Genomic DNA, 26,496 nt, shown 5'->3' with positions numbered 1-26,496 from the left:
ATCGAGTAACAGGTCAGTCTAGGTTTCTTAGCGTGTGTGTGCACGGTTTTCTCTGCACATAGACCGAGAACCCTAGACAGAACCGGGCACAGGCGGACGCCCCGGCTCCCCTACTGAGTTCAGCCCGCCTTTACCGTAAGACAGCCTGCGATGTAGGGCTTCCAAGGGGCCGGGCTTGCCCGCAGCTTCGAGGGCCACCGCCACAAGAACCGTGACCAGCCACCCACCGGTACCAACCAGCAGGAGCAAGAACGCTCCGGCGTCCGCAAAGAGCCCCAGGGCAAAGCCTCCAAAGACAACCAAGAAAATCACCGACTGTAGCACGTAGCCGGTCATGGACCGCTTACCCAGGGCAATCAGGGGCCGTAACGGGGCAGGGACGGGGGCACCGGCGGCCACCCGCTCCTGAACCCCGGCAAGTGCCAGCGCCAGCAGGGCAATAAACCCCGGGCCACCTAGCACGCCCAGGGTCATGGTGAGAACGCCGAAAATTCCGGTGTTCAGCACGCCCAGGGCCTCAAGCCCGGCGGGGATACCGGTACCCAAAGCAGCGGCCACACCAACCCCGGCCAACCAGAGCAGGGTACGACGGTGGCGCACAGGGTCAGCCAGCACGCCCTCACGCGCCAGCACAAAGCCCAACAGCATCAGCGGGAGCAGCATGAAAGCCTGTAAGGGCACGCTCAGCACGCTTGATAGCAGAACAACAAGGCCGTTGAGCAACACCGCCAAGTAGCTTGTCACCGCCAGCAGGTAACCGACGCTACTCCCGGTAAGTAGCTCTTGTAGCTGGCCAGCGCCGAGCACCGCCTCCAGCAGAACCGCCCCGGCCAGGGCCACCAGGTTAGTCACGGCAAAGAGCGTACCGGCCACCCAGAGCAGGACCTTGGTGCGTACTGCGATCAGGCAGGCCATAAAGAGGCCGATGAGGCCGTAGGCCAGCATGATGTCACCCCAGAAGAGAAAGACCATGTGAACAGCACCGAAAATCGCCAGCATACCGTAGCGGCGGGCGATGACCCCGCGGGCCTTCGGCAGCGGGTAGCCCCGCCGGTAGAGGCTGGCGGCAATTAGCCCCACTCCAAAGCCCAGCAGGGTCGAGAACATGGGGAAGCCGCGGGCATGTACAAAGGAGGTGGTGAACATGATGGTCAGCTTGTCCCAGAGACTTCCGTCAACCACCCGCCCGGTCATAGACGCCGGGCCGCCCGCAAAGAGCACCCAGGCTGTAGCTACGTTGGCTACCGCAATGCCCCAGAGCATGAGCCCGCGGGCAGCATCGGGCACCAGCATGCGCGAGGACGCCCAGGAGTAGCTGGGCTGGGAGGGAGCGGCAGAAGTCTGCCCAGACGTGGTCAGGGGTGAGCTAGCGTTCTGCTCGGGCCGCCAGGGAGTAGGTGGAGGTTGGGTCATTGTTTTGCTTTCGCCGGGGCTTCTTTGAGGCTTATTCATACGGTCTTTCTCAAGGTAGCCGGGCCCGTAGCGGCTGCTGGTCTGGCTACCTATACCTTTATCAATAAGCTTCTTTACACCCTCAGTTTAGAAAACTGCCCCGGTTGAAACTTCCCCCATCAGAATGAAATTAAGGGCGCACACAAAAGTGGCAAGACCCCCATACAGGCCTTGCCACTTGAAATGAACACCGGGTTCAGCATTACCCGGTAATCGAAGCACACACACATTTGCTTCCCGTAGCCTTTCGAGCTACTGATATCTATCAAACAGCAGAAGGCTTGAGTCTGGTTTTAAGTTACCTGGGAGCTTGCTGGGTTTCTTTAGTCTTGGAGAGCTACGCTAAGTAGCCCAGCACAAAGAACCAGAGCACCGGGTTAGCCAGCACAGAGATCACCAGTATCGTGATAAACCCGCCGCTGTGCCGTGAGTAGCGTAGCAGGCCTACAAGGGCCAGAATAAAAGCCAGGGTCGCAGCCACTACAGACAGGGTCATAAAGCCCAGCAGGGTGGCCAGAACGGTTGCTGGGGAGCCCACGTTCACCACGAAGGCCAGCACTAAAAAAAGAATCGCGAAGCCCTCGGTGACGGAGGCGGCAATCAGCATCTGTGTGCTTTGCGGCAGTTTTTTACGGGTAGAAGTAGAAGCCATACCCCTAGCATGCCAGATATGCCTGTGAAATGAGTTGGTAGGCTACCACCTTAGAAACAGCGACGCCCCGCTCCCCACCGGGGGAAACGGGGCGTCCAACGCTCGTGATGAGCGGGTAATCAAATGATGATTACTCAGCTACAACATCGAGCTCAACGTTAGCGACAACGTCCTCGTGCAAACGCACGGTAACGGTGTACACGCCGGTGCGCTTGATAGCAGAACCGAGGTTGATCGCACGCTTGTCTACGGATCCTGCACCTGATGCCTCAATGGCGTCAGCAACGTGCTCAGCCTTGACAGTGCCGAAGAGACGGCCGTCAGCGCCAGCCTTGTGCGCAACAACAACGGGCTTAGCTGACAGGGCAGCTGCGGTTGCCTTTGCTTCTTCAAGGTTAGCCTTGGCACGAGCAGCTCGTGCTGCGCGGATTGACTCAACCTGCTTTTCGCCGCCTACAGTCCAGGTGACTGCGAAGCCGCGGGGTAGCAGGTAGTTGCGGGCATAACCGTTCTTAACGGTGACGACGTCGCCAGCGGCACCGAGACCGGTGACTTCCTGAGTAAGAATAATCTTAGCCATGTTACTTCTCCTCTCCTTCTCTCTTTAGCGGCCAGCGCCTGAGTAAGGCAGCAGTGCAACTTCACGGGCGTTCTTGATAGCCTGAGCGATCTTGCGCTGTTCCTGAACGGTGACGCCGGTAACGCGACGTGCACGAATCTTGCCGCGGTCGGAGATGAACTTACGAAGAAGTGCAACGTCCTTGTAGTCAATGACGGTGACGTCTGCAGCCTTCAGAGGGTTCTGCTTGGGTTTGGGCTTGCGGATTTCAGCCTTAGCCATCGTGGTGCTCCTTTTTTCTGTTGGGAGCCCGCGGGGTCAGCCGCGGGATGGGTTGTTATTTGTCTTGGTTCAAAGAAGGACGCCGGTGGGCGGCCCTTGTGACCGGGGTGGGCGTGTACCCAGCCAACGGTTTAGAAGGGAGGCTCGTCGTCGCCGGAGCCCCAGTTATAGTTGCCGCCGGACTGCTGACTCCAGGGGTCAGCTGCCGGTGCAGCCTGAGGGGTCGGTGCAGCTTGGGGGGCAGGTGCAGCTTGAGGGGCTTGAGCGGGTGCCGCAGGGGCTGCGTTGTAGCCGCCCTGCTGGCCACCGGTGTTACCACCGCTGTAGCCACCACCCTGATTGCCATAGCCTGCACCTGCGTTGTAGCCGCCGGGCTGCTGTTGACCACCGTAGCCACCACCAAACTGGTCGCCACCGAAGTTGCCACCTGAGCGCTGGTTACGGGATACATTGGCGGATGCAAAGCGGAGCGAGGGGCCGATTTCTTCGATCTCTAGCTCCATTGAGGTGCGGCGTTCGCCTTCTTTGGTTTCATACGAGCGAGACTTCAGACGGCCCTGCGCGATAACGCGCATGCCCTTTTTGAGGGTCTCGGCGACGTTCTCGGCAGCTTCACGCCAGACGCTGGCGCGCAGAAAGAGAGTTTCGCCTTCTTTCCATTCACCCGATGCGCGGTCAAAGTTGCGAGGGGTTGATGCGATCGTGAAGTTAGCTACCGCAGCCCCGTTGGGGGTGAAGCGGAGCTCAGGATCGCCGGTCAGGTTACCGATAACGGTAATGACGGTATCGCCAGCCATGTGTTACCTCCGGTCGTAAGAAGTGTAAGTATTTGAAGTCTTGCACGGGGGTCTGACATTTTAGTGAACAAAAACTCCCCGTTTCAAACATTTACTTGGAGGAGATCTGCTGATCTTCCGGGCGGATGATCTTGGTGCGCATCACGGACTCGTTCAGGTTCAGAACGCGGTCCAGTTCAGCGGCAGTCTCGGGGGTTGAGGTGAAGTTGACGACGGCGTAGATGCCTTCGGACTTCTTCTGGATTTCGTAAGCGAGCTTACGGCGGCCCCAGATGTCCATGTTATCAACGGTTCCGTTGCCCTTGGTGACAACTTCGAGGAACTTGGTGAGGGTGGGCTCTACGGCCTTATCCTCTACCTCAGGGTTGAGGATAACCATCAGTTCGTATGCACGCATGATTAAACCCCTCCTTTGGGCTAAGCGGCTATGGGATTTCCATAGCAGGAGATTACGTACTGCCTGCGGGGCTACGGGTGATGGCCGAGCACCAACACAGACTTGACCAACTCTACCGCAGCCCGTCTGTTTTCGGCAGGGTTTGAGCGGTTTAAGCGGTGTTGTTCACAGCACTCCAGTAGCGCTACCTGTTAGAGAATTAGGTCGCTTCTCCTACCTCGGCGTCTAGCGTGGAACAGCAAATTTTTGAAGGGTAGGCTGTGCAGAGGTCTCGCTGTTCAGGGTTTCGCGTAGCTCCTCTTCAGTTTCTTCACTGCCATCAAGCCCCACACTGATATCTGCTTGGAATCCATTCGAGACTACCTGAGCGTTGATATAAAAGGGGATAGTTTCTCGTTGGGCTTTACCGTCGGCCAGGTAGGTGACTTCGAAAATGGCGGGTCTATCACGCGCGGCACGCCAAACGCTGGGATCGTGCCGATCTTGAACAAGATAGAAGGCCGGGCGGTAGGTCAGCTCCCAGGTGACGTTGCTGATAGTCACGGTAGAGTCCTCACTGTGAAGAGCTGAGGTGGGGCAGTCTGCCATATCGAGCCGGCGGGAACCTGCACAGCGATCCAGCCAGGAGGTGATGAGGTCGTTAGTTTCGTTCCACATGCGCGGTGAAGGGCGCAGATCAAGGGTGAGTTCTTGTGTTGGGTTACCGTGACCGGGCAGCGGGGCGGTAACGGCGTGTTTGGTGTGGGCCAGGGTGTAGTAGGAGGTTTCAGGCAGGGTAAATGTATAGGTGCCGGGCAGGGTGGGGATTGACCAGAAGTAGCCCGAGTCAGTCTCAGTGCGGCGGGTAGTTGGCAGGTCAAGAGAGCTCCCGTTAATCTGCACGGACGTCAGTGCTACCGGCGCATTGAGGGTCAGGGTCGTTTGCGCCGGGTTGGTCAGCTTCCAGGTGTCGTTGAAGGGGCCGGTACGGGGCACCTGGGTGAGGTTCAGGGTGATGGGCTGTTCTTGCCCACCGGAACTCACCAAAACATCAGCGCTCACTCCCCCGCCAGCGTCCTGGTGAATGCCGGTAATCGTATAGTCATCAACGCGGTTTTCGGCGCCGCGGTAGATGGCGTTGGTGAGATAGGTGTGAGCGAACGTGTTATAGGCACCGCTATCAAGGGCACTCACATAGTTGCCGTCTTTGAGAGAGGTAAGGTAGCGGTCCACGCTTTCCTCTGGTGTACGTGGAAGCGAGAGATAGTTACCAACCCCAGCAACCAGGACTGCAAGCAGAGTAACGGCCAGGGTTGTCAGGGTAAGGCGGATACGGACGGTGCGGGCGTCCTTGCGTGTCAATATACCTGCGGCGCGCCCCGAGAGCTGGCCGGGTATGTGGCTGACCTTATGAAGTGATGTGGCCACGGTGGCGCGGAGCTGCTGCGAATGAGCACGGTTAACGGTACGGCGAAGCCACTGGGCACCGTCCTTTTTTCTATCAGCCATTCCCCTATTTTACGAGCAGGGGCTGATAACAGTCGAAACCCTCAAATCGTATGACGTTCCTCGCCGGCCCCCTTACACCTCGAATAACCAAGGTTTCAAGGCCCAGGAGGGCAACGGGACAGATAGACAGAAAAGAGCCGGCCCCTGCAGGGGCCGGCTCTTATCTACATATTTCGGGTGGGCTTTAGCTACCGACGTCCGTAAAGCGGAAGCGGAGGTAGCCCAGCAGGGCAGGCACGGCAGCCCACACCGCAAACCAGGCACCGCCTTCAAGATAGCTAATCTCAGCATCCGATGTGAGGTCATAGGTCAGAATCACCCGGCCCAGACCCGAAGGCAGGTAGTTATAAGCGTCGGCAACCCATTCGACCTGAACCATAAAAATCGATGCGATAATGGGCAGAATCAGCATCAAGAAGACCACCAGTACAATACCGCCGGCATTGTTGCGAAAGAGGGCACCGAAGCCGTAGCCCATCCAGGCCATAAACATAAAGTAGAGACCGGCAGCTACCCAGTTGAGTACCAGACCACTGCTGAACTCCATGGTGTCTTGAATTGAGGAATTAAGCACCGCGTACCCGATGATGTAGGCCAGGGCAGACAGAACCGTTCCCAGCACAAAGGCGTAAACCGTCAGCACCAGCAATTTAGCCAGGTAGAGGCTGGTGCGGCGGGGAACTACCGTCATAGAGGTTTGAATAGACCGAGTGGCATATTCGGCACCGATAAAGACAACTGCCACTGAAGCAATCAGCATGTTTGCCAGGTCGATACCTGAACCACCCATGGCATATGCCATATTGGTAATACTTTCGATTCCAGCGTTGGTGGCTTCCATACCCTCAGCAGCCTGGGCCATCGTCTCAGTGTCTTCAGCAAAAGAATTCAGCATTGCGGCATAGAGCGGGGCCATGCCCAGCATGACCACAGCCATCACTCCCGTCATCACCCAGTTGGTGGTCAGAGTGCGGAACTTGAGTGCCTCGGAACGTACCGTGCCGATAAAAGAGAGTTTACGGTCGGCAAAGCGGGGCCGGTAGGTTGCGGACGCCGGTGATTGAGTTGTTACGGTCATGTTTACTTCTCCTGCCCGCTGGTCTGATTCTGTTCGGTTCCCTGAGCCCAGGGGGTTTCATCTATTGCCGCTACAGGTTCACCCGTTGGGGTGATCCCCTGGCCCTCAAGAGGTGAGGAATTGTATTCCACTTCGTCTCGGGTCATGTTCATGTAGACCTGCTCCAGAGTGGATTTTTGCGGAGTCAGCTCGTGGAGCAGGATGTTGGTGCGGGCAGCTAGCTGGGCCAAATTGCGGGCATCAGCCTGCTCGACCATGAGCCCATCATGCTCAACCGGGGTAAAGACCAGGCCTTGCTCGCGCAGGGAGGTGGCGAAAGCGTCCTTCTGGTCAGTGCGTACCAGAACCTTGTTCTGGTCACCGATTTTGAGAAAGTCCTCCATAGAGGTGTTTACTAACACACGGCCGCGGCCGATGACGATAAGGTCATCAGCGGTCTGGGCCATCTCACTCATCAGGTGGGAGGAAATGAGCACCGCCCGCCCCTCTGAGGCCAGGTGGCGGGCTAGATTACGCACCCAAATCACGCCCTCAGGGTCCAGTCCGTTGACGGGCTCATCAAGAATGATGTTCTGCGGGTCACCCAGCAGGGCAACAGCAATACCCATGCGCTGGCCCATACCCAGCGAGAAACCCTTAACCTTCTTCTTCGAGACGGCGGTAAGGCCGGTCATCTCGATAACCTCATCGGCCCGTGATTTAGGGATACCGTGGGTTAGGGCAAGCGAGCGCAGGTGGGCGATACCGGAGCGCCCAGGGTGCATGGCCTTAGCGTCGAGCAAGGAGCCAACACTGGTCAGCGGGCTTTTGAGGGAGCGGTAGGCCTTCCCATCAACCAGGGCCTGCCCCTTGGAGGGTTTTTCAAGGCCCACCAGCATACGCATGGTGGTCGATTTACCGGCGCCGTTAGGGCCGAGAAAGCCGGTCACCTTGCCGTCAGGCACAGTGAAACTGATGTCGTTGACGGCGATTTTCGCGCCGTACTGTTTGGTGAGGTTTCTGACTTCTAGCATGAGTCTCCCAAGGTTATGTGCGACTGTTCATTTTTAACTCTAGGGGTTGAGATAACCAAAAACATCAGCCTGTAGGGTGAGTTTTTCCCTGTGGGCCCTCCCCTGGCTGGCGGGGCCGTAACTGACGGGCGGGTAGATGGTGTTCTCGGATAGGCTCGCTACAGTTAAGCTGGGCGTAGAAGCAGAATCATAAAATTCCCTGTTCCTCAGCCCAGAAACGCAGGCGGGCAGCAGCTTCCTCCTTACCTAATTCGCCCTCGTCCAGGCGCAGGTTAAGCAGGTACCTGTAGGCCTGGCCTACCAGCGGGCCGGGCTCCAGGCCCAGAATCGCCATAATCTCTTGACCGTCCAGGTCGGGGCGCATAGCATCCATCTCCTCCTGCTCGGCCAGCTCGGCAATACGGCGCTCCAGATCATCGTAGGCAGAGGCGATACGGTTGGCCTTGCGTCTGTTGCGGGTGGTTACGTCCGCCCGGGTCAGGCGGTGTAGGCGCTCTAGCAGGTCACCGGCGTCGCGCACGTAGCGGCGCACGGCAGAGTCTGACCAGCCGGCGTCCCCGTACCCGTAAAAGCGCATGTGCAGCTCCACCAGGCGGGCCACGGCCTTGATGGTGTCGTTATCGAATCGCAACTGGCGCATACGCTTCCTGGTCAGTTTGGCACCCACCACATCGTGGTGCAAAAAGCTCACAGCTCCGTTGCTCTCAAATTTGCGGGTGGCGGGCTTGCCGACGTCGTGCATGAGGGCGGCAAAACGCAGGATAAAGTCGGGTGCGGGGACGGGCCCGCTCGCGTCGGTCTCAAGAGCGGCAGCCTGCTCCATCACGGTTAGGGAGTGCTGGTAGACGTCCTTGTGGCGGTGGTGCTCATCAACCTCCAGCTTGAGCGCCGGGATTTCGGGCAGAACATGGTCGGCCAGCCCGGATTCAACTAGCAAATCCACACCGCGGCGGGGGGCAACCCCGCAGATGAGCTTAACCAACTCGTCACGGACACGTTCAGCAGAAATAATTGCAATACGGTCAGCCATATCGACCATGGCCTCAAACACCTCGGGGGCCAGTTCAATATCTAGGCGGGAGGCAAAACGGGCAGCACGCATCATACGCAACGGGTCGTCAGAGAAGGACGCCTGAGGCGTGCCTGGTGTACGAATGATACCTGCCTCAAGGTCAGCCTGCCCACCAAAGGGGTCAACCAGTTCCAGAGAGGGCAGGCGCAGAGCCATGGAGTTAATGGTGAAGTCGCGGCGAAAGAGATCTTCTTTCAAATCTGTACCAAACGCGACCATGGGCTTACGCGAGTCGGGGTCGTACTTTTCAGCACGGTAGGTGGTGATTTCAACCATCTCGTTTCCCTTGCGGATGCCGATGGTGCCATACTCCTTACCAATCTCCCAGGTAGCATCAGCCCAACCGGCCACTACAGCCAGCGTCTCATCGGGTGTGGCATTGGTGGTGAAGTCCAAGTCCACCGAGGTTTCCCCTAAAAACAGGTCACGGACGGGCCCACCAACCAGGGCCAGTTCAAAACCAGCACGAGCAAACAGTTCACCGGCCTCGAGAATAACCGGGTGAATCAGGGAGGTATCTAAAACATGCGCCATAACCCTTCAATCGTGCCAGCAAACCAGCCAAGTTACCACTTACACCCCGAACCTTTAAACACAGGCCCTGCTCTATCGGTTAAGGTAGAGACATGACCTTTCCAATTCCCCGGGCACCCAAGAGGCGGGCGTTCACGCCCGTCGCTGCTATGCCCACGGTTGAGGAGGTCTCAGCAGGCGGTGTCATCGTCAACTTTGACGACCGCAACCTGCCAGTCGCTATCATTGCCCGCATTAACCGCGGCGGGCGCCTAGAGTGGTGCCTACCCAAGGGCCACCCTGAGGGCAACGAATCTAAGGCACAGGCCGCAGCCCGTGAAATTGAAGAAGAAACCGGCATCTCAGGCGATGTCATCACGTCGCTGGGGTCCATTGACTACTGGTTTAATGTTTCGGGTTACCGCGTGCACAAAACGGTTCACCATTTCTTGTTCTCTGCAACCGGTGGTGAATTGACCACCGAGAACGACCCCGACCATGAGGCAGTAGACGTCGCCTGGGTCAACATTGATGATCTGGGGCGTAAACTCTCCTTCCCCAACGAGCGGCGCATCGCTGAGATTGCCCGTGAGTACATCATTCACCAGCTCACGTAGCTGACTGAGAGTAGATAAGGATTCCCGTGGCACGTTCCGGTGCTTTCTCTAGCGCAATCATGGCTGCTGGAACCCTGGTTTCGAGGGTTCTTGGCTTCGTCAAAACCTTTCTTATTACGGTTGCTCTTGGTTCAACCACGACCGTCGGCGACATTTTTGAAACCGCCAATACCCTGCCCAATCTGATCTATGTACTGGTGGCGGGCGGTATTTTTAGCGCAGTGCTGGTTCCACAAATTATTAAGGCAGCTCAGCACGATGACGGCGGCTCAGATTACGTGTCACGGCTGATGACCCTGGCCATTGGCAGCATTGCAGTGGTAACCGCCGTAGTGCTGCTTTTCTCGTGGCCCATCATTCTGGTGATGGGTAGCAAGTGGACCCCTGAACAGCAACATTTTGGCTGGATTTTCGCGCTCTGGTGTCTGCCCCAGATTTTCTTCTACGGCCTGTATACGGTTCTGGGGCAGGTACTCAATGCCCGCGGGGCCTTCGGCTGGCATATGTGGGCACCCGTACTCAACAACGTGGTAGCTATCACCGCTCTGGTACTCTTCATCTTCGTCTTCGGCCCGCAGGATGTCACCACCAACCCGCCCTTCCACAATTTAGATAGTTGGACATCCGCTCAAACCGTACTACTGGCAGGGTCAGCAACCCTGGGTGTGTCCCTGCAGGCTTTAATCCTCTTTATCCCCCTGCGTAAGGTTGGTCTCAGACTACGGCCAAAGTTTGGCTGGCGCGGTATCGGTCTGGGCAAGGCTGCCCACCTAGCCGGGTGGACGCTAGCCACCGCCATTGTCTCTAATCTGGCCTTCCTCTACCTGGCCAAGATTGCTGCAGATGTTATCGGTGCTCGCGAGGATTTCTTGGCCCTGGGGGTTCAAATTCCCGGTGTCCAGGCACTCAATTATTCCTCCATGCTCTATTCCCTACCGCACGGTGTTATCGGCCTGTCCATTGCAACAGTTCTCTTCAACCGCATGTCAGCCGCCTCGCAGAACAATGACCGCAACACGGTTGCCGCCGCGCTCTCGTCCGGCCTGCGCACTGCCTCGATCGCCACTATCTTCTGCGCCGTAGCCCTGATTGTCTTTGCCGGTCCTATCGGTATGATCTTTGGCGGTGGGTCTCAGCAGGCCGGTGCCGTACTCGGGCAGACTATCACCGTCATTGCCTTGGGCGGGCCCTTCCTCACGATTGCTTTTATGATGGGCCGTGTATTCTACTCCCAAGAAGATGCCAGAACCCCCTTCTACATACAGCTCTACTCGGCTATCATCATTGCGGCTCTGGGGTTTGCCGCCTCGCGGCTTCCCCCCGAATACGTCATCTACGGTCTGGCTTTCACCTATGCCGCACAGAATATGCTTGCGGTCTGTCTGAGCCACCGTATTTTGGCACGCCGCATGGGTGACTACGGGATTCGTAGGCTTATCTCAACGCACGCGCGTGTCTCGTTTGCGGCTATGAGTGCGGGGGCTGTTGGGGCCGTGGCTCTCTACCTGATGGGAGGCTACAGCTTCGACGGTTTTGCCTGGGCCACCCGCGTCACGGCTTTTATCACCGTACTCGCAGGCGGTATCATCATGGGTATTGCCTACTACGCCGCACTCATGCTTTTCCGCGTACGTGAACTCGATACCCTACTCAATCCGATTCTGACTAAACTCGGTGCGCGCCGCCCAGCTCCGCGCCACAGAGGGTAAACTCAAATACCAGTACCGTCATTCACCTTATTTTTCGCAATGGGAGGCCACCTTTTGACACAGCAGATTCCCCTCAACACCCTGCTGGGAGATCGCTACAAAGTCACAGCTCAGGTGCTCGAAACCGCGAGCGGTGATGCCGTGCTTGACGGTCTTGATCAGGTACTCGGCCGCAAAATTTCAATCGTCATTGCGGCGTCTCATCACGCCCGTTTGCTGGTCACCAATGCGCGTCAAACCGCTGCGCTCTCACGTGCAGCTGTACAGGTTCTTGACCTGGGCAATCACAATGAGCGTACCTATCTGGTAACCTCCCACGCTCGGCCCGATACTCTGCTTGACCTGCTGCTCACAGAAGGTGGGGGTGGTACAGAGGAATTCGGCGAAGAGATTTTCGGTGACACCGGTACAATGACCGCCCCCAATACTTACGTGGTAGCAAAAGGTCCTAAGGACGCTGCTGCTCCCGCCGCTGCCGCAGCGGCGGCAAGTGCATCTGAGGCAACCTCAATTTCAGCTACACGCCCTCTCGACCCTGTTGTTGAGGAGCCAGACGACGAGTTTGAGGAATACGATGCTGAAGAAGAGGGCTACTACGAAGGTGACGAGCCCGCCTCTCGCAACGGCGGTATGTGGGTGGTAGGCATTGCAGCTGCCCTCCTTCTGATGATAGGTGCAGGTGCGGTCTTTACTAGCCTGGGCGGTATGGTCAATTCTTCCACCACAGAAGACGCACTGGGCAACGCGAGTGTTGGGGCACCGGAGCGGCCCACGGCGTCGGCGTCCGAGTCACCTGCCAGTTCGGCCTCCCCCACCCAGCAGAACCTGCCCACCCCCAGGTTCAGCGGTACTTTGACTCGCACTGTGCCTTCGTCCCCTAGCCTCATGGCTGAAAATGATTCCATGCTCGGCAATCTAACCGACGGTAATGAAGGCAGCACCTGGATTTCGTTGGCCTTTAAGTCTCCTGACTTTGGGGGGCTTGCTGATTCTATTTACTTCTCGGGTAAGCTGGCCGAGCCCACCACCGTCAATTCCCTCACTATTGACCAGGTATCAGGTACCGGCGGTGCCTTCACGGTCTATGCTTCAGACAGTGAGTCTATTCAGGGGGCTCAAGAAATCGGATCAGGCACCTTCTCAGCCTCCGGTTCAACCACGGTTGAGCTTGATCAGGACGCCCAGAACGGCGAGACTGAGTACATTATCGTCCAGTTCACTGCAGCCGCTCAGCTGTCCCAGCCTATTGTGCCCAACTATATTTACGGGCTCCGGCTGGCAGAAATATCTATTAAATAGCAGATGAGAGCGGCGGGTAGGTGGGGAATAAACCTTATCTACCCGCCGTTTCACTGCACAGGTACACATCACCCATTCCAAGGAGAATCCATGACAGATAACGCACTGGGCGGCATCTTCGGAGGCGCAGCAGCCGGTTTGACTCTGGCAGCACACACGGCAGCTGAGTCTGGTACCGAGGCAGTCGTAGCTACTGATGGCGAGCAGACCGTACACAATGTCATCATTGTAGGTTCGGGGCCCGCTGGCTACACCGCAGCTATCTACGCCGCACGTGCCAATCTCAAGCCTCTACTTTTCGCTTCTTCTATCTCGCCCGGCGGCGATTTGATGACCACTACCGAGGTAGAGAACTTTCCCGGCTTTATCGAGGGCATTCAGGGCCCCGAACTTATGACCAATATCGGCGCTCAGGCCGAGCGCTTTGGCGCGGATATCCGTTACGAGGACGTTGCCGAGGTTGAGCTTGAGGGCGCTGTTAAGAAGGTGATTTTGACGGACGGCTCGGTTCACCTGGCTCGTACCGTTATTTTCTCTACCGGCTCGGAGTACCGCAAGCTTGGTGTAGACGGTGAGGCGCGCCTTTCAGGGCACGGTGTTTCTTGGTGTGCAACCTGTGACGGTTTCTTTTTCAAGGAAAAGGCTTTAGCTGTGATTGGTGGCGGCGATTCAGCTCTCGAGGAAGCTCTCTTCCTCACCAATTTTGCTTCTAAGGTCTACCTGGTTCACCGCCGTGATTCCTTCCGAGCCTCGGAGATCATGGCACAGCGTGCCTTGGCTCATGAAAAGATTGAGGTTGTCTGGGATTCTGTCGTCAAGACTATCGACGGAGGCGATCAGGTAACCGGTGTTACTCTGACCAATGTGAAGACCGGTGAGGATTCTTCTCTTGCCCTTGAGGGCGTTTTTGTTGCCATCGGCTCAGACCCCCGCACTGCTCTAGTTCAGGGCAAGTTAGAGCTGACCGAGGCGGGAACTATCGCTGTGGACGGCCGCTCATCACGCACCTCAATTCCCGGTGTATTCGCTGCCGGTGACGTCATTGACCCCACTTACCGCCAGGCTATTACCGCCGCAGGTTCGGGTTGTGTTGCAGCGCTTGATGCGCAACACTATCTCGAGTCTCTCTAAGTTTTATTCCCACCTACGAAAGGTTGTTTTACAATGGCTAACCAAGTTACTGATGCTACTTTTGCTGATGAGGTCCTCAAATCAGATAAGCCTGTGATTGTTGATTTCTGGGCTGAGTGGTGCGGCCCCTGCCGCATGGTAGGGCCTATCGTTGACCAGCTCGGCGAAGAGTACGGCGACAGGGTGAAGGTGCTCAAATTGGACGTTGAGAATAACCCCGCCACCGCCATGAAGTACGGCATCACTTCTATCCCTGCAATTTATGTGTTTAAGGACGGCGAAGTTGCCAAGCAGACCGTGGGTGCTAAGCCTAAGGCTGTACTGGAGCAGGAGTTCGCAGAGTTCCTCAAATAAAAAAATTGACGCGCTCAGGGCCCGCAACCGTTACGGTTGCGGGCCCTGAGTCTTTCTAGGTGCACAGGCTATACCCACAAGATAATTTTCAAGTAGCACAGACTCATACCCGATGAGGTCCAGCAGCTTCACTGCCTATGGTTCTATGACTTGATGAATAACTCACAGCGCGTAGCTTACGGGATCCCCTCATAGCCCTGTTTCTCGAATTCTCAGGGGCGTTTTCATAGCCAGCTGCACCCTCTGCCTATTCTCTCTGACTCACACGCTCGCCAGATGCTCAGGCTGCCCTTTTACGTCTGCCGATTTTAGTTTGCCTGGCTCTTACAGAAGGAGTATCACGCCGATATTCCTGTGATTTTTAAGGGTGTTTCACGTGAAACATCATGCTATAGGATCACACAGAAAGGCAGACATGATTGGCGACTTCACAAGCCAGCCTACCCTGGAAGCTCCTGAAACAGCTTTGAATAGACTTCTGAATCTCATAGGCTGACTCAAAAACTGTCTTCTTGTAATACCACACATAAAGGAGCTCTAGACAACAATACAGCCAATAAGAAGCTTCCTAGAGATTCTCGCCGCCTCTCCCCTCGCGCTACATTTCCAGCGACACCTCACCCTTATCTCGCGCCCCTACACCAATAAGCCTTATTCATAACATCTTTCTTGAGGCACCCATAGGCTCGAGCTCGATGGAGCCCAGCGGCTTCGCCTACTTTCTCGTCAACCTTTAGCCTTTCTTTTTTCGCCCACTCGGAACCTGCCGACCCCATCTAAGCATTGCGAGATGAGCATGATTTTTTGCCCACCGGCAGAGAAGAAAGATCATGCGAATCGGTTGATCGCCAGAGACACCGCATCTGCCAGCGTCAATGGGAGCAAGCCCACCTCTCTCGTCTGCGTCAGCGTGGTTCACCGCCCGGTGAAACAAGAGCGAACGAAGAATAAGCGCAGGGGCCAAGCGACTGCCTGTGTCGCTCACAAGGCGATTGATGCCCCGCCTTGCGGCGGATTCCGTGCTCTGAGGGCGTTGCATCTTCGCTTCGCTCAGATGATTGGCACCAGTTTCTTTGGTCACCTGGGGGCGGAACTGGTGCTCATCCGGGCACTTCATCCGAGCCAGCAGCTTCGCTGCGAGCCCGGGGCACCTCTACCCTTATGAATAAGTCTCATTCTGTTCAAGCTAGAGAATTGACTGTGTACCCAAACCCTCTGACTACTTTTAAATAAACTCATCAATATTTTTGACCATCTGCATAAATTGCCTATTGAGTCAGTGTTTACACAAATATAAGTGAGAAGTTTAGAGACTGAATATAACCAAACCTTAACGAGGAATTAAATCGCTATGTACTTATTACTAAAATTATGGAGTATAGGTTCGTAAATTCTCACATTTTTCCGTCTCCATCAAGGTCTGGTAAAGATATCTATCTCTAAAGCAAAGTCTAGCCACCATTTCATGGCAAGTGCGGTTTCATACAACGAGCTATGGCGCCTAATGACACGGGAACAAACTCAGATTATGAAGCTTATTCATAAGGGGGTTCCACAGGCTCGCGTTCACTGCCGAGCCAGCAGATTCGCTGCGAGCCTGCTTCACCTACCCTTATGGATAAGCCCCTATCAAGAGATAAACTGCATGCTCCACGCCGGGCCTTATGTGAGGCTACCATTGAAGACCTTAAGCCTTAAAGCATGAATTATCTATAAAAACAACTTTATAAGATAGCTAATCTATAATAATTCTCATTGTAAGGACACCTCCCAAGAGCCTCTGACAGCAAAAATCATGTTTCACGTGAAACATCGAGGAGATTTCACCCCGTGAAATGTTGCAGTAGAAGGGAAAACCGGTTCTGAAAACACCTAAAATAAGAGGCTCATCAGCCATGAGGCTTATTCAAAAGTGCCTTCACCCGGCTCTCCAGGCTCGCACTCAATGGAGCCCAGCGGCTTCGCTGCGAGCCTGGTTTTGCCTGATTACTTTTGAATAAGCCACCATATATCACCTGTCATCACTTCACTATAAGTCAACCTCAAAAACCATTTTTATTAATTACCTATATACGGCAGGTGGTTACATTCTTAGTTTAAAGGTATCTACTCTCCATCTAATCAGAAATATAAAAAACATAAAAATTTGAGAGATTATATAAATTCGCAGTGCAAAAGAATAAATCCGTTGACTAAAACACTGGGTCCAGGAGTATTAAGAAATTCTACAATAGTAACCCCATTGCATCAGATAATTTAAATAAATCAATATTACTAATGTTATATTGAATCTTATTCAAAAGCCCCTTCATTACAGATCCCAGACTCGCGCTCGAGGGAGACCAGCTGCTTCGCCTATGAGGCTTATTCATAAGGGTAGGTGAAGCAGGCTCACAGCGAAGCTGCTGGCTCGGATGAAGTGACCGGATGAGCACCAGTTTCCGCCCCCAGGTGACCAAAGAAACTGGTGCGAATCATCTGAGCGAAGCGAAGATGCAACGCCCTCAGAGCACGGAATCCGCCGCAAGGCGGGGCGTGAATCACCTCGTGAGCGAAGCGAACCAGGCGAGAGGGTCGGCAGATGAAGTGAAGCGGGTGCGTCAGCACTCAAGAGCGAACGGAATCACCTGAGCTTGCGAAGGTGTGAGCCTGCGGAACCCCTTATGAATAAGCTTCTATTTTGTCGTTAGCCTTTGTTTCCTCGCACGCTTGGAAGCTACCGACTCCATCCGAGCGTGCGAGGAAACTAATCTGAGGGCTTCAATGGGAGTAGCCCTGCCCTCTCGCCTGGTTCGCTTCTGGCTGGCAAGTTCGCCAGATGCACAAGGCTTTCTTTTTCGCCGCGAGGAAGTCCTTGCTTATCCAGGCGATTCACGCCAGCCGCCGAGCCAACAGTTTGCACCCACAGTCGAAAAACTGTTGCGAACCATCTGAGCGAAGCGAAGATGCAGCAACACTCAGTGAACGAAATTCGCCGCAAGGCAGGGCATGAATCTCCTGGACAAGGCGGGGTAAAGTCATTTTGAGTAATCATCAGAGTTCCTTCTATCTCTGTCGGTTCCCAATTTTTGAAGCAAAACTGTTAGCTCGTATGGAGCTCATTGCCTTCGTCTACTTCCCTAAGGTTTTGGCCCCTGTACCTGAAAAATTCCTTGAGCGCACAAGGCCTCAAAATTCTGTGCCCCATATTCAGCAGGGCATCCAATCCTGCGTAATCTTCTAGAATGGGGCTGTTATCCATCCAGAGCTATTTAGAGGCTCATTCGAAGATGATTAGGCTACCCAGGCTCGACTCTCAGATACCCCAGGGATACCTCTATGCTTATGAATAACCTCTACCTGACTCTAAAAATGGCCCCGTAGAATCGATTCTAAGCGCCTAACAGCAGCACCCTGGTGTGATTGTACGTTTAATGCTCTAACAAGCCCTCAGAAGAGCACACAAGCCCGCTTTCCTCACCGAGGCTCCGAAAAACACTCTTTCGTTCCATCACTCAGAGGTGGAACGCACCCATTTTGATCTGTTTCACGTGAAACATTTTGGGCTTAGAAAAAACCGCTCCCCTCCCCTGGGGGAAGGAAGCGGGTGTGCAATGATTGTGAGGGCACAGCTCGCCACTCACCGCACGATGCCTTATTAACGTTTCAGTTTGGGGTCAATCAAATCAAGAATGCGATTCAAATCATCGATAGATGCAAATTCAATGGTCATCTTCCCCTTACGTGCACCCAGGTTGATAGTGACACCCGTATCAAGCTTGTCACCTAGGGCATCAGCCAAATAGTCCAAACGTTCAGCGTGCTCCTGCACTTTAGGAGCCTTTTTAGATGGAGCAGACTGTGCGCTAGAACCGGCAACAACTAGTTCTTCAACCGCTCGAACTGACAGCCCTTCATTCACAATTTTCTGAGCCAAAGTCTCAATATCTGCTGCTTTCTTGAGTCCCAACAGGGCTCGAGCATGCCCAGAGGAAATCGTTCCAGCAGCTACCCTACGCTGAACTAGTGCCGGTAACTTGAGCAGACGAATAGTGTTAGAAATTTGAGGGCGAGAACGCCCAATACGCTGGGCCAGCTGTTCCTGAGTAGTTCCAAATTCTTCAAGAAGTTGCTGATAGGCAGCGGCCTCTTCAATAGGGTTGAGCTGAGAGCGGTGCAGGTTTTCTAACAGGGCGTCGCGGAGCAGGTCTTCATCCTGAGTCTCACGAATAATAGCCGGGATAGTGGTTATGCCAGCCCTCTGAGTAGCGCGCCAGCGGCGCTCACCCATAATCAGCTCATACTTCTGATCTCCCTGTTCACGGCTTGGTCGCACAACAATCGGCTGCAACACTCCAATTTCTTTAATGGAGTGTACGAGCTCCTGCATATCATGCTCATCAAAATCAGTTCTGGGCTGCTTACGGTTAGGATGAATCTCAGCAACCTCAAGGGTTGCAAAAACAGCACCGGGGACGGGAACCAGCTCCTCATCTGAGGTAGCCGCTTGATCACCAAAGAAAAAGTCAACAGGACGGCGAGGAGCAGTGGTGTTGTGCAGGGCTGCCCTCATATCTGCCCGCTTATTCTTTGATGTTTCACGTGAAACATTCTTGGAAGAGGTCTCGGTGGTCTTTTTTCTCGGGCTTACATCGTTTTGTTTGCTAGCTCCCTTGCCAGTTGTTCGAGGGCGCTGCGTAGTTTTCTGTGCTGCCACCGTTTTCTTTTCGGTGGCAGGATTCACCGGAGCACTCGCTTCAGGAATGAGTGCGCCTAGCCCACGGCCCAGACCGCGCTTCTTTTCTGCCATGTTCCTTCTCCATGATCGTGCGTTGCATCTACCCTCAAGTCTAGTGGAGCGAGCGGAGAGAAAAGAGCACTGGCTCTCCCTTAGATAAAGAAAACCAGTGCCCAACTATAAATTTTTAGATGATAATAAACTAGTATCTTTTGTTTTACACCATCTGGGCTATCTCTACAGCAGCCTTAAGATACGCCACGGCTCCAGATGATGACGGGTCATAAGAAATAACAGTTTGCTGGTAGCTCGGTGCCTCCGAGATTCGTACCGAGCGCGGAATAGTGGTATCAAGTACCTGTTGGGGGAAATGTTCACGCACCTCTTCAGCTACCTGGGCAGAGAGGTTAGTACGCCCGTCATACATAGTCAGCAAGATGGTGCTAATGCGTAATTCAGAGTTGAGATGCTTCTGAATCATGGTGATATTTTTGAGCAACTGGCTCAGCCCCTCCAGAGCATAGTATTCACACTGAATGGGAATGAGAACCTCGCGAGCGGCACAGAAGGCATTGATAGTCAGTAGCCCCAGAGATGGAGGGCAATCAATGAAAATATAGTCCAGACGGGGCAGACCTTCAGACTCACGGGTAGCAGCGTAGTCTGCGATTGCGGTCTTGAGGCGGGTTTCTCGGGCCACCATCGAGACCAGCTCAATTTCTGCACCGGCTAGATCAATATTGGCAGGGGCGCACCAGAGATTATCAAGATCAGGGCAGGGCTGAATAATCTCTATCAGAGGTTTCCCGTCAATAAGTACATCATAGGTGGAAGGCACCTCGGTACCATGTTCAATTCCCAAAGCTGTAGATGCATTACCCTGGGGGTCATTATCGATTACCAGGACGTTCATTCCCTTGGAGGCGAGTGCAGCAGCAAGGTTTACAGCTGTTGAGGTTTTACCCACCCCACCCTTCTGATTGGAGATAGTGAAAATACGGGTTTCCTGAGGCCGATTCAGAGTCTCTGAGTCCAGTTGCTGAAGCTGCTGCCTAGCGTTCTGGGCCTGCTGAGAAATGGGATTACTCTGAGCTACTACGCTGTCGATGCGTTCTAGTTTTTCACGTGTTTCACGTGAAACATGAGAACCTTTGTCTGGCTTTGCCGTAGTTACCTGTGGCTCAGGTGGTAAACCGAAGTCTGGAATATTTGAGATAGTGGGCACCGATCTCTCCCCTGGTTAGGTTTGGTCATCTCGCTCCTACTAGACTACCCGCTTTACCCCTTAAGACAACAGCATTATTTATATAACAATTTATATAGATTGTTTTGAAAATAAATTTTATAGGTTTCACGTGAAACACAGGTATCTATAACTTTAGCGGGTAGTTGGGTGGTTCACTTCTCGTAGCACCACCCGTCAGAAGACCACAGGCTGCCTGCACGTTATCTAATGAGAAGTCCGCGAGATCCAATCAGGGGAGCTGAGACTCAAAATTGTTGAACCTTCAGAGGAACACCAAAGCTCTCTTACTGCCCCCATCTGCTGCACTGATTATGTATAGATGATGGCTTACCGGCTGGTTATATAAACTTCAAAAACACTGAACCGCTCCCCTACCCCTGTAAACCTGTGTTCGATACAGCTGGTCTGACAACTACACTATTGAGAGACCCCACCGGATTTGTAGGCTTACCTCAACAAGATACTCCACATGCCGTATAGACCACCGCAGCTGCAGACTAATCGTGCACAAAAAGCCCGACTACCATCAAAATAGGTAGCCGGGCTTTGTTCATTCTGAACCCGAATCTAAAGAAACTGGGTAGATTGTTTACAGGCTCACTCGAACCACAGTGGTGGGTTCTTCAAGGAGCCCTTCACCAGCAATGAGAATTTCTGTTTCTCGGGCCCCATACTTGTTGAGTTTCTTCTTGGCTCTATCGATTTCATCAGCAGCAGAACGGCCCTTGAGGGCAAGCAGCTGGCCGGTTCCACGCAGAATCGGCAGGGTAATATCCAGCAGACCGACCAAGGCTGAGACGGCGCGAGCAGTCACATAGTCCGCTTCAACGTGACCCACAGCCTGCTCTGCGCGTGAACGCATGATATCTACATTTTCTAGGCCTAGGTCATCAACGACCTCGGTTAGCCAGATGACACGGCGTTCTAGAGGCTCAATAAGGGTGATTTGAAGGTCAGGGCGGGCAATGGCCAGGCAGAGGCCAGGTAGACCCGCCCCTGAGCCCACGTCAGCAACTCGAGCGCCGTCCTCGATCAATTCCTCAATCACAGCACAGTTGAGCACGTGACGTTCCCAGATGCGGGGAACCTCGCGGGGGCCAATGAGACCGCGTTCAATGCCGCTGGTGGCCAAATGTTCCACATAACGCTCTGCCAGGGGCAGCCGGTCACCAAAGACTTGGTCGGCAGCCACGAGAGCTGGGCCGACCAGCTCGGGTTGAGTGACGTTTTCTTCGGTCATAGCCTAGCCCTCCGCCGGCATAATGACGATGTGGCGGTCGGGGCCAGTACCTTCGGACTCTGAGTAGAGGCCGTGAGCTGCCACGATGTCGTGCACGAGCTTGCGCTCATAGGAGCCCAGGGGTTCTAGGTGTACACCGTCGCCAGTTTCTTTGACGCGAGCAATGGCGGTCTCGGCCATGTCCACAAGAGCCTTCTGGCGGCTCGCACGGTACTCAGCGATATCAAGAATCAGGCGGGTACGCTGGCCGGTAGCGGCCAAAACAGAGAGTCGCACAAGTTCTTGCAGGGCATCGAGTACCTGCCCGTCCTGACCCACAAGAGCTTCAAGTTCTTCGGTGTTGCCGTCTTCAGTGACCACAGACAGGTAGGTGCGCCCGTTGCGCACCTCAATGTCGATGTCACCATCGATGTCAGCGATGTCGAGAAGTTCTTCGAGGTAGTCGGCTGCAATATCACCTTCATCCTCGAAGCCCTCCCCCAGGGCGTCCTCATACTCTGTATCGGCTGAACCGGCAGCGGGGGTCTCAAATGCTTCAGTCATGGGTTTTCCTCCTGTAGCTGCCATTTATTTCTTCTTGTTCTGCTGCTTTTGGCGCTTCTTACTCATGGGCTGGACGCGCTGGCCGCGGTTGGCTCGCTCGCGCTGGGCTTCGACCTCAGCCTCGTGCTCTTCCTTGGTCTTGCCAACGGGGGGCAGGCCCTTGGCTGCGCGGCGCTCGTTGAGTTCACGCTCGGCCTGGGAACCGGGGGTGGGCTTGTTACGGATAACCCAGTACTGCTGGCCCAGGGTCCAGAAGTTCGAGACAGTCCAGTAGACCAGAACACCCAGAGGGAAATTAATGCCAGAAATAGCGAAGACCAGAGGTAGCACGTAGAGCATGATCTGCTGCTGGCGGTATATGGGGGACTGTTTGGCAGCGTCCGACATGTTCTTCACCGAGAGCTGCTTGGTGATGTAGAACTGGGTGGCGCTCATGAGCACAACCATGATGGCGGCGATGATGATGGTGGCTGCGTGATTGCCGTCGCCGGGGTTCAGCATGGTGGAGAAGAGGGGTGCACCAAAGATGTAGGCGTCGTTGAACTGCTCAACCTTATCGTTGGAGAGCATCAGGATGCTCTCGTTGTTAGCAGCTGCGCTGGGTACGCCGTTGAGCACCTGGAAGAGGCCAAAGAAGATGGGCATCTGAACCAGAATTGGCATGCAGGAGGCGAGCGGGTTAGAGCCGGATTCGCGGTAGAGAGCCATCTGCTCCTGGGCCATGGCCTGGCGGGAGAGCTGGTCGGTCTTGCCCTTGTATTTTGCCTGCAGTTTTGCCAGTTCAGGCTGGAGCTCCTGCATGCCGCGCATGGCCTTGATTTGGCGCATAAAGAGCGGGATGGTGAGGGTTCGCATGACCAGAGTCAGGCCGATAATGGCCAGCACCCAGGTAAAACCTGATGCTGGGTCCATGCCCATAGCGGTGAAAAGTTCGTGAAATGCCCAGAGAATCGCAGAGACGATCCATTTGAAGGGCCAGAGAATGATGTCGAACATAGTTCTCTCCCTGGCTCGGTAGATGTGTGAGCCGGTTGTGGTGGATTGCAGTCAGCGCCTATGAGTGGTTCAAGTGCTGGTGCGGGTGGTTTAGAAGTATTATTTTAGGTTCCGTGCCGGGGGTAAATGTACGGCAGCCAGCAGGTACGGGGTCAAGCCCACCCGTTGCCCAGGGGTGGCATCGTAGGAGCCTTTGGACGGTCAGTGAGAGACCGCGAACGGCACCGTGAGTGGTGAGAGCTTCGAGCCCATAGGCTGAACAGCTGGGGTAGTACCGGCAGACGTTCCCATAAAGGGGGGAGACTATAGCGCGGTAGATCTTGATGAAGGCAATGAGAGCGTTCTGCGGCAGAGTGATGAGAGCCTGAACAACGGTGTTGGGCACAACGAATTCATGAGGTGCGTTCTCGAGCAGGACGTCGTTGGGGAGCTCTTGCGCCTCGGAGCGGCTAGTTCGGTGGTTTTTATTGTTCGAGATGCCCACGGGTTAGAGCTCCTCTCGCTGTGCGGCAATGTGGGAGCGTGGTGCAGCTGCCGGAGGCGCAGTAGGCCCAATTTTTTTGACGATGGCGGCAAGTGCATTGGTGAGGTCAGCCGCAAGCTCGATGTAGGGTGCAGCTGCTGCTGGTGGCAGAGCGCGGACGACCACAGAGTAGCCGGTGGGGTGGGTCGCAACAAAGGGAGCAATAAGTTCGCGCAGGCGTCGCTTAGTTTTGTTGCGGGTGACGGCATTTCCGACTGCCTTGGAGACAATGAAACCTACAATGGTTGGTTCTTCGCCTATTTTGACCGCATATAGAACTAAGTTCCGGCGCCCTGAACGGGCACCGGAACGTGTAGTTGCTGAAAATTGAGCCGAGGCTCGCATTCGGTGCTGTTGTGCCAGCACGTTTTCTCCTTATGTCTTTTCGGTCGTCTCTCGGCGGGCTGCGTAGTCACGCTGGCCTGCGCAAGGGGCTAAGCCGAGGCGAGGAGATGTGAAGCCTTATGCGGAGAGGCTTGCACGGCCCTTTGAACGACGGTTCGCGAGGATAGCGCGGCCCGCACGGGTACGCATGCGAAGGCGGAAGCCGTGCTTCTTGGCGCGGCGGCGGTTATTCGGCTGGAAAGTCCGCTTGCTCATTTGGTTACTCCAAAAATGGTTGGTACGGGGGCCAACCTTTCAACAGTTCTTCGAACAGGTTGACGCTTCTTGTTTGTGTCAGGGTGCCGCCATTGGGCGGTTGCCTGGCCCGAGTCTAGGCATAGTCCTGCCACACTTTGACTAAACAACTCTAGAAGAGGTTGAGATATAAGGTCAAGCCCGGTTGGGGTAGGTCTTTAATCACAGGCTATGGGGAGAGTTTGCCCACACCTGTGGATAGTAGCTGAACACCTCTACCCTTGCGAGAGTTATCCACAGGTATCTCAATGTTGCTTATTCATGGCAAAAACTGTGGCTTTGAGCTAGCGGTACCTGTTTTAATCACATACTGTAAACAGGTACTCCCCTGCTTAAATCACAGGTTTTCCACCCTGTGGATAACATGGTAGTAAGATACGGGTAACTGCGGTAAACCTGTGTGTAAGTTTTTGCGCGTTGAACAAATGATTGGAGAGCCTGTGGGCGATTTTTTGGACCCCGAGCTTCAGAAAAAGTGGATGCATCTTGTGACTCTGCTACGCGCAGATACCTCGGTGGCTCAGCGGCATCGTGCCCATATTGGTTTAGCCCAGTTGCACGCATTCATGGGTAATGTGTTGCTCATTGCTGTTCCGAGTGAATTCACGCGCGATATTTTTCAACACGAGCTGAAGGGCACGCTTCAAGAAGCGATCGCTTCAACTTTCGGCCCGGGCGTGACTGAGGCTTTCATTATTGACACCAGCATGGAAAGTTCACCTGAGAAGGTGAGCCCTACTGCGTCACCGGCACCTGTGGCGATTCCTTCAACGCAGGCTCCCGCTGAAACCCAGCCTGTGCCCTATGAAGGGGAAAGTAAGAGTGTTTCTGAAGCTTTTTCAGGCCGGGACGTTTCTCCCCACTCCCCCGCTCCGCAAGAGTTTGAGCCGGTGGTAGAGTCCGGCCCCGCTCAAGCACATATGACCGCTGACAACGATGAAGTGGCGTCCTTATCTGACATCGAAGCTGCGATTGAAAGCGGTGAAGTCACCACCTGGGATTCGACGGCTCGACTGAACCCCAAATACACCTTTGACAGTTTTGTGATTGGGCGATCCAATAGATTTGCTCACGCGGCTGCCTTCGCGGTGTCTGAAACACCGGCGTCTGCCTACAATCCACTCTTCATCTATGGAGGATCGGGGCTGGGTAAAACCCATCTCTTACACGCCATCGGCCACTACGCCAAGAGTCTTTACCCCGGTCTGCGCGTGCGCTACGTGAACTCCGAGGAATTCACTAATGATTTCATCAATTCGATTCGAGATAAGAACGATACCTCTTTTAAGCAGATTTACCGCAATGTAGACATGCTACTAATTGACGATATTCAGTTTCTGGCTGGTAAAGACTCCACTCAGGAAGAGTTCTTTCATACTTTCAATGCCCTGCACAATCACCAGAAGCAGGTCGTGATTACCTCTGATTTGCCGCCCAAGCAGCTAACCGGTTTCGCAGAGCGCATGCGTTCTCGCTTTGAGTGGGGTCTGATTACCGATGTTCAGCCACCGGAGCTTGAAACTCGCATTGCTATTCTGAGCAAGAAGGCTCAGAACGAAGGCTTGAATGTGCCCGATGATGTGATGGAATATATCGCTTCGCATATCTCTACCAACATCCGTGAGTTGGAAGGTGCGCTGATTCGCGTGACCGCTTTCGCATCCTTACAGGGGCAGCCAGTTGATATGCAGCTGGCCGAACAGGTACTCAAAGATTTGTTGTTGGACGACGGTGCCCAGGAGATTACAGCTTCGCAGGTTTTGCAGGCTACCGCTGAGTATTTTGATGTGACTATTGAGGATTTACGGTCCAAGTCGCGTAGCCGCACTCTGGTCAATGCCCGTCAGATTGCTATGTATCTGTTGCGTGAGCTCACTGAGATGTCTCTGCCTCGTATTGGCCAGGAGTTAGGCGACCGTGACCACACCACAGTCATGTACGCAGACCGCAAGATTCGCAATCTGATGGCTGAGCGTCGCACTATCTTCAATCAGGTCACTGAACTCACCAACCGTATTAAGCAGAGTTCAAAAGATGCGTCGTAGAGTTTCCGCAAGTCAAATACTTGTGGATAAGGTTGACTCAGAAGAGCGTTTTAATGTGGATGTTAAGTGTATAGATATACAGAAGCTGTGGGTTCCAAGGTGTGCATAAATATCCATCCACTATTCATGTACAG

The 26,496-nt window shown here is 54.5% G+C and carries 24 protein-coding genes; 6 read left to right on the top strand and 18 right to left on the bottom strand.

The features are described from left to right. Positions 1-72 precede the first annotated feature (72 nt). From L6966_RS04460 to L6966_RS04415, 10 genes are all read right to left on the bottom strand, one after another. Entirely contained in the window at positions 73-1,413 is a 1,341-nt protein-coding gene (locus L6966_RS04460; protein WP_237232932.1) for a DUF418 domain-containing protein, read from the bottom strand. 376 nt (positions 1,414-1,789) lie between these two features. Then, complete coding sequence (locus L6966_RS04455) at positions 1,790-2,104, bottom strand: hypothetical protein (RefSeq protein ID WP_143539027.1); 315 nt, start codon at positions 2,102-2,104, stop codon at positions 1,790-1,792. A 130-nt stretch (positions 2,105-2,234) separates the two neighbouring features. Then, complete coding sequence (rplI, locus tag L6966_RS04450; protein WP_083090556.1) at positions 2,235-2,684, bottom strand: 50S ribosomal protein L9; 450 nt, start codon at positions 2,682-2,684, stop codon at positions 2,235-2,237. 24 nt (positions 2,685-2,708) lie between these two features. Then, positions 2,709-2,945 (bottom strand): 30S ribosomal protein S18, encoded by a 237-nt coding sequence (gene rpsR / locus L6966_RS04445; protein WP_004005948.1) that lies wholly within the window; start codon positions 2,943-2,945, stop codon positions 2,709-2,711. A 131-nt stretch (positions 2,946-3,076) separates the two neighbouring features. Next, positions 3,077-3,742 (bottom strand): single-stranded DNA-binding protein, encoded by a 666-nt coding sequence (locus tag L6966_RS04440; RefSeq protein ID WP_083090557.1) that lies wholly within the window; start codon positions 3,740-3,742, stop codon positions 3,077-3,079. A 91-nt stretch (positions 3,743-3,833) separates the two neighbouring features. Beyond that, entirely contained in the window at positions 3,834-4,139 is a 306-nt protein-coding gene (rpsF, locus tag L6966_RS04435; protein WP_083090558.1) for a 30S ribosomal protein S6, read from the bottom strand. Between the two features lie 225 nt (positions 4,140-4,364). Beyond that, the gene (locus tag L6966_RS04430; protein WP_083090559.1) at positions 4,365-5,627 is read right to left on the bottom strand and encodes a hypothetical protein; all 1,263 of its coding nucleotides are present in this window, start codon (positions 5,625-5,627) and stop codon (positions 4,365-4,367) included. A gap of 184 nt (positions 5,628-5,811) precedes the next feature. Next, entirely contained in the window at positions 5,812-6,705 is an 894-nt protein-coding gene (locus L6966_RS04425) for an ABC transporter permease (protein WP_237232931.1), read from the bottom strand. A 2-nt stretch (positions 6,706-6,707) separates the two neighbouring features. After that, positions 6,708-7,718: an ATP-binding cassette domain-containing protein gene (locus tag L6966_RS04420; RefSeq protein WP_237232930.1), complete on the bottom strand. Its 1,011-nt coding sequence runs from the start codon at positions 7,716-7,718 to the stop codon at positions 6,708-6,710. 187 nt (positions 7,719-7,905) lie between these two features. Then, positions 7,906-9,324, bottom strand: coding sequence for a CCA tRNA nucleotidyltransferase (locus L6966_RS04415; RefSeq protein ID WP_237224892.1), 1,419 nt, complete (start codon positions 9,322-9,324; stop codon positions 7,906-7,908). Between the two features lie 92 nt (positions 9,325-9,416). Between L6966_RS04415 and L6966_RS04410 the strand changes: the two genes are divergently transcribed. From L6966_RS04410 to trxA, 5 genes are all read left to right on the top strand, one after another. Continuing rightward, entirely contained in the window at positions 9,417-9,920 is a 504-nt protein-coding gene (locus L6966_RS04410) for an NUDIX hydrolase (protein WP_237224891.1), read from the top strand. Between the two features lie 26 nt (positions 9,921-9,946). After that, positions 9,947-11,629, top strand: a complete 1,683-nt coding sequence (gene murJ / locus L6966_RS04405; protein ID WP_237224890.1) for a murein biosynthesis integral membrane protein MurJ — start codon at positions 9,947-9,949, stop codon at positions 11,627-11,629. Positions 11,630-11,683: 54 nt separating this feature from the next. After that, the gene (locus L6966_RS04400; RefSeq protein WP_083090565.1) at positions 11,684-12,928 is read left to right on the top strand and encodes a hypothetical protein; all 1,245 of its coding nucleotides are present in this window, start codon (positions 11,684-11,686) and stop codon (positions 12,926-12,928) included. 90 nt (positions 12,929-13,018) lie between these two features. Next, complete coding sequence (gene trxB / locus L6966_RS04395) at positions 13,019-14,059, top strand: thioredoxin-disulfide reductase (protein WP_237224889.1); 1,041 nt, start codon at positions 13,019-13,021, stop codon at positions 14,057-14,059. A gap of 33 nt (positions 14,060-14,092) precedes the next feature. Continuing rightward, positions 14,093-14,413 carry a thioredoxin gene (trxA, locus tag L6966_RS04390; RefSeq protein WP_237224888.1) on the top strand — a complete coding sequence of 107 codons (321 nt, stop codon included), beginning with the start codon at positions 14,093-14,095 and terminating at the stop codon, positions 14,411-14,413. A gap of 3,637 nt (positions 14,414-18,050) precedes the next feature. Here the strand turns inward: trxA and L6966_RS04385 are convergent. The 8 genes from L6966_RS04385 to rpmH form a co-directional block, all read right to left on the bottom strand. Next, complete coding sequence (locus L6966_RS04385) at positions 18,051-19,202, bottom strand: ParB/RepB/Spo0J family partition protein (RefSeq protein WP_083091551.1); 1,152 nt, start codon at positions 19,200-19,202, stop codon at positions 18,051-18,053. 145 nt (positions 19,203-19,347) lie between these two features. Continuing rightward, complete coding sequence (locus L6966_RS04380; RefSeq protein ID WP_143539100.1) at positions 19,348-20,166, bottom strand: ParA family protein; 819 nt, start codon at positions 20,164-20,166, stop codon at positions 19,348-19,350. Positions 20,167-20,965: 799 nt separating this feature from the next. Then, a complete protein-coding gene (rsmG, locus tag L6966_RS04375; protein WP_237224887.1) occupies positions 20,966-21,616 on the bottom strand; it encodes a 16S rRNA (guanine(527)-N(7))-methyltransferase RsmG in 651 nt (216 codons plus the stop codon). A gap of 3 nt (positions 21,617-21,619) precedes the next feature. Then, a complete protein-coding gene (locus L6966_RS04370) occupies positions 21,620-22,159 on the bottom strand; it encodes a Jag family protein (protein ID WP_237224886.1) in 540 nt (179 codons plus the stop codon). Between the two features lie 24 nt (positions 22,160-22,183). Next, on the bottom strand, positions 22,184-23,155 hold the full coding sequence (gene yidC / locus L6966_RS04365) for a membrane protein insertase YidC (protein ID WP_237224885.1): 972 nt from the start codon (positions 23,153-23,155) through the stop codon (positions 22,184-22,186). 58 nt (positions 23,156-23,213) lie between these two features. After that, positions 23,214-23,633 (bottom strand): membrane protein insertion efficiency factor YidD, encoded by a 420-nt coding sequence (gene yidD / locus L6966_RS04360; protein ID WP_237224912.1) that lies wholly within the window; start codon positions 23,631-23,633, stop codon positions 23,214-23,216. 9 nt (positions 23,634-23,642) lie between these two features. Continuing rightward, positions 23,643-24,044 carry a ribonuclease P protein component gene (gene rnpA / locus L6966_RS04355; protein ID WP_083091543.1) on the bottom strand — a complete coding sequence of 134 codons (402 nt, stop codon included), beginning with the start codon at positions 24,042-24,044 and terminating at the stop codon, positions 23,643-23,645. Between the two features lie 96 nt (positions 24,045-24,140). Next, positions 24,141-24,278 (bottom strand): 50S ribosomal protein L34, encoded by a 138-nt coding sequence (gene rpmH, locus L6966_RS04350; protein WP_083091541.1) that lies wholly within the window; start codon positions 24,276-24,278, stop codon positions 24,141-24,143. Positions 24,279-24,796: 518 nt separating this feature from the next. On the opposite strand from rpmH, the gene dnaA reads away from it, so the two are divergent. After that, a complete protein-coding gene (gene dnaA / locus L6966_RS04345) occupies positions 24,797-26,362 on the top strand; it encodes a chromosomal replication initiator protein DnaA (RefSeq protein ID WP_219336345.1) in 1,566 nt (521 codons plus the stop codon). Positions 26,363-26,496 lie beyond the last annotated feature (134 nt).

Origin of the sequence: Rothia nasisuis (assembly GCF_928381405.1) — a bacterium.
Lineage (GTDB): Bacteria > Actinomycetota > Actinomycetes > Actinomycetales > Micrococcaceae > Rothia > Rothia nasisuis.
This window is presented reverse-complemented; position numbering and strand designations above follow the sequence as displayed.

Excerpts from the sequence above, each read along its gene's own strand:
- L6966_RS04460 (WP_237232932.1), bottom strand. The coding sequence starts at position 1,413 with ATGACCCAACCTCCACCTACTCCCTGGCGGCCCGAGCAGAACGCTAGC.
- L6966_RS04420 (WP_237232930.1), bottom strand. The coding sequence starts at position 7,718 with ATGCTAGAAGTCAGAAACCTCACCAAACAGTACGGCGCGAAAATCGCC.
- L6966_RS04430 (WP_083090559.1), bottom strand. The coding sequence starts at position 5,627 with ATGGCTGATAGAAAAAAGGACGGTGCCCAGTGGCTTCGCCGTACCGTT.
- L6966_RS04415 (WP_237224892.1), bottom strand. The coding sequence starts at position 9,324 with ATGGCGCATGTTTTAGATACCTCCCTGATTCACCCGGTTATTCTCGAG.
- L6966_RS04425 (WP_237232931.1), bottom strand. The coding sequence starts at position 6,705 with ATGACCGTAACAACTCAATCACCGGCGTCCGCAACCTACCGGCCCCGC.
- yidC (WP_237224885.1), bottom strand. The coding sequence starts at position 23,155 with ATGTTCGACATCATTCTCTGGCCCTTCAAATGGATCGTCTCTGCGATT.
- dnaA (WP_219336345.1), top strand. The coding sequence starts at position 24,797 with ATGCATCTTGTGACTCTGCTACGCGCAGATACCTCGGTGGCTCAGCGG.
- trxA (WP_237224888.1), top strand. The coding sequence starts at position 14,093 with ATGGCTAACCAAGTTACTGATGCTACTTTTGCTGATGAGGTCCTCAAA.
- L6966_RS04410 (WP_237224891.1), top strand. The coding sequence starts at position 9,417 with ATGACCTTTCCAATTCCCCGGGCACCCAAGAGGCGGGCGTTCACGCCC.
- L6966_RS04440 (WP_083090557.1), bottom strand. The coding sequence starts at position 3,742 with ATGGCTGGCGATACCGTCATTACCGTTATCGGTAACCTGACCGGCGAT.
- rpsF (WP_083090558.1), bottom strand. The coding sequence starts at position 4,139 with ATGCGTGCATACGAACTGATGGTTATCCTCAACCCTGAGGTAGAGGAT.
- rpsR (WP_004005948.1), bottom strand. The coding sequence starts at position 2,945 with ATGGCTAAGGCTGAAATCCGCAAGCCCAAACCCAAGCAGAACCCTCTG.
- rsmG (WP_237224887.1), bottom strand. The coding sequence starts at position 21,616 with ATGACCGAAGAAAACGTCACTCAACCCGAGCTGGTCGGCCCAGCTCTC.
- L6966_RS04370 (WP_237224886.1), bottom strand. The coding sequence starts at position 22,159 with ATGACTGAAGCATTTGAGACCCCCGCTGCCGGTTCAGCCGATACAGAG.
- rplI (WP_083090556.1), bottom strand. The coding sequence starts at position 2,684 with ATGGCTAAGATTATTCTTACTCAGGAAGTCACCGGTCTCGGTGCCGCT.
- L6966_RS04455 (WP_143539027.1), bottom strand. The coding sequence starts at position 2,104 with ATGGCTTCTACTTCTACCCGTAAAAAACTGCCGCAAAGCACACAGATG.
- L6966_RS04385 (WP_083091551.1), bottom strand. The coding sequence starts at position 19,202 with ATGGCAGAAAAGAAGCGCGGTCTGGGCCGTGGGCTAGGCGCACTCATT.
- rpmH (WP_083091541.1), bottom strand. The coding sequence starts at position 24,278 with ATGAGCAAGCGGACTTTCCAGCCGAATAACCGCCGCCGCGCCAAGAAG.
- trxB (WP_237224889.1), top strand. The coding sequence starts at position 13,019 with ATGACAGATAACGCACTGGGCGGCATCTTCGGAGGCGCAGCAGCCGGT.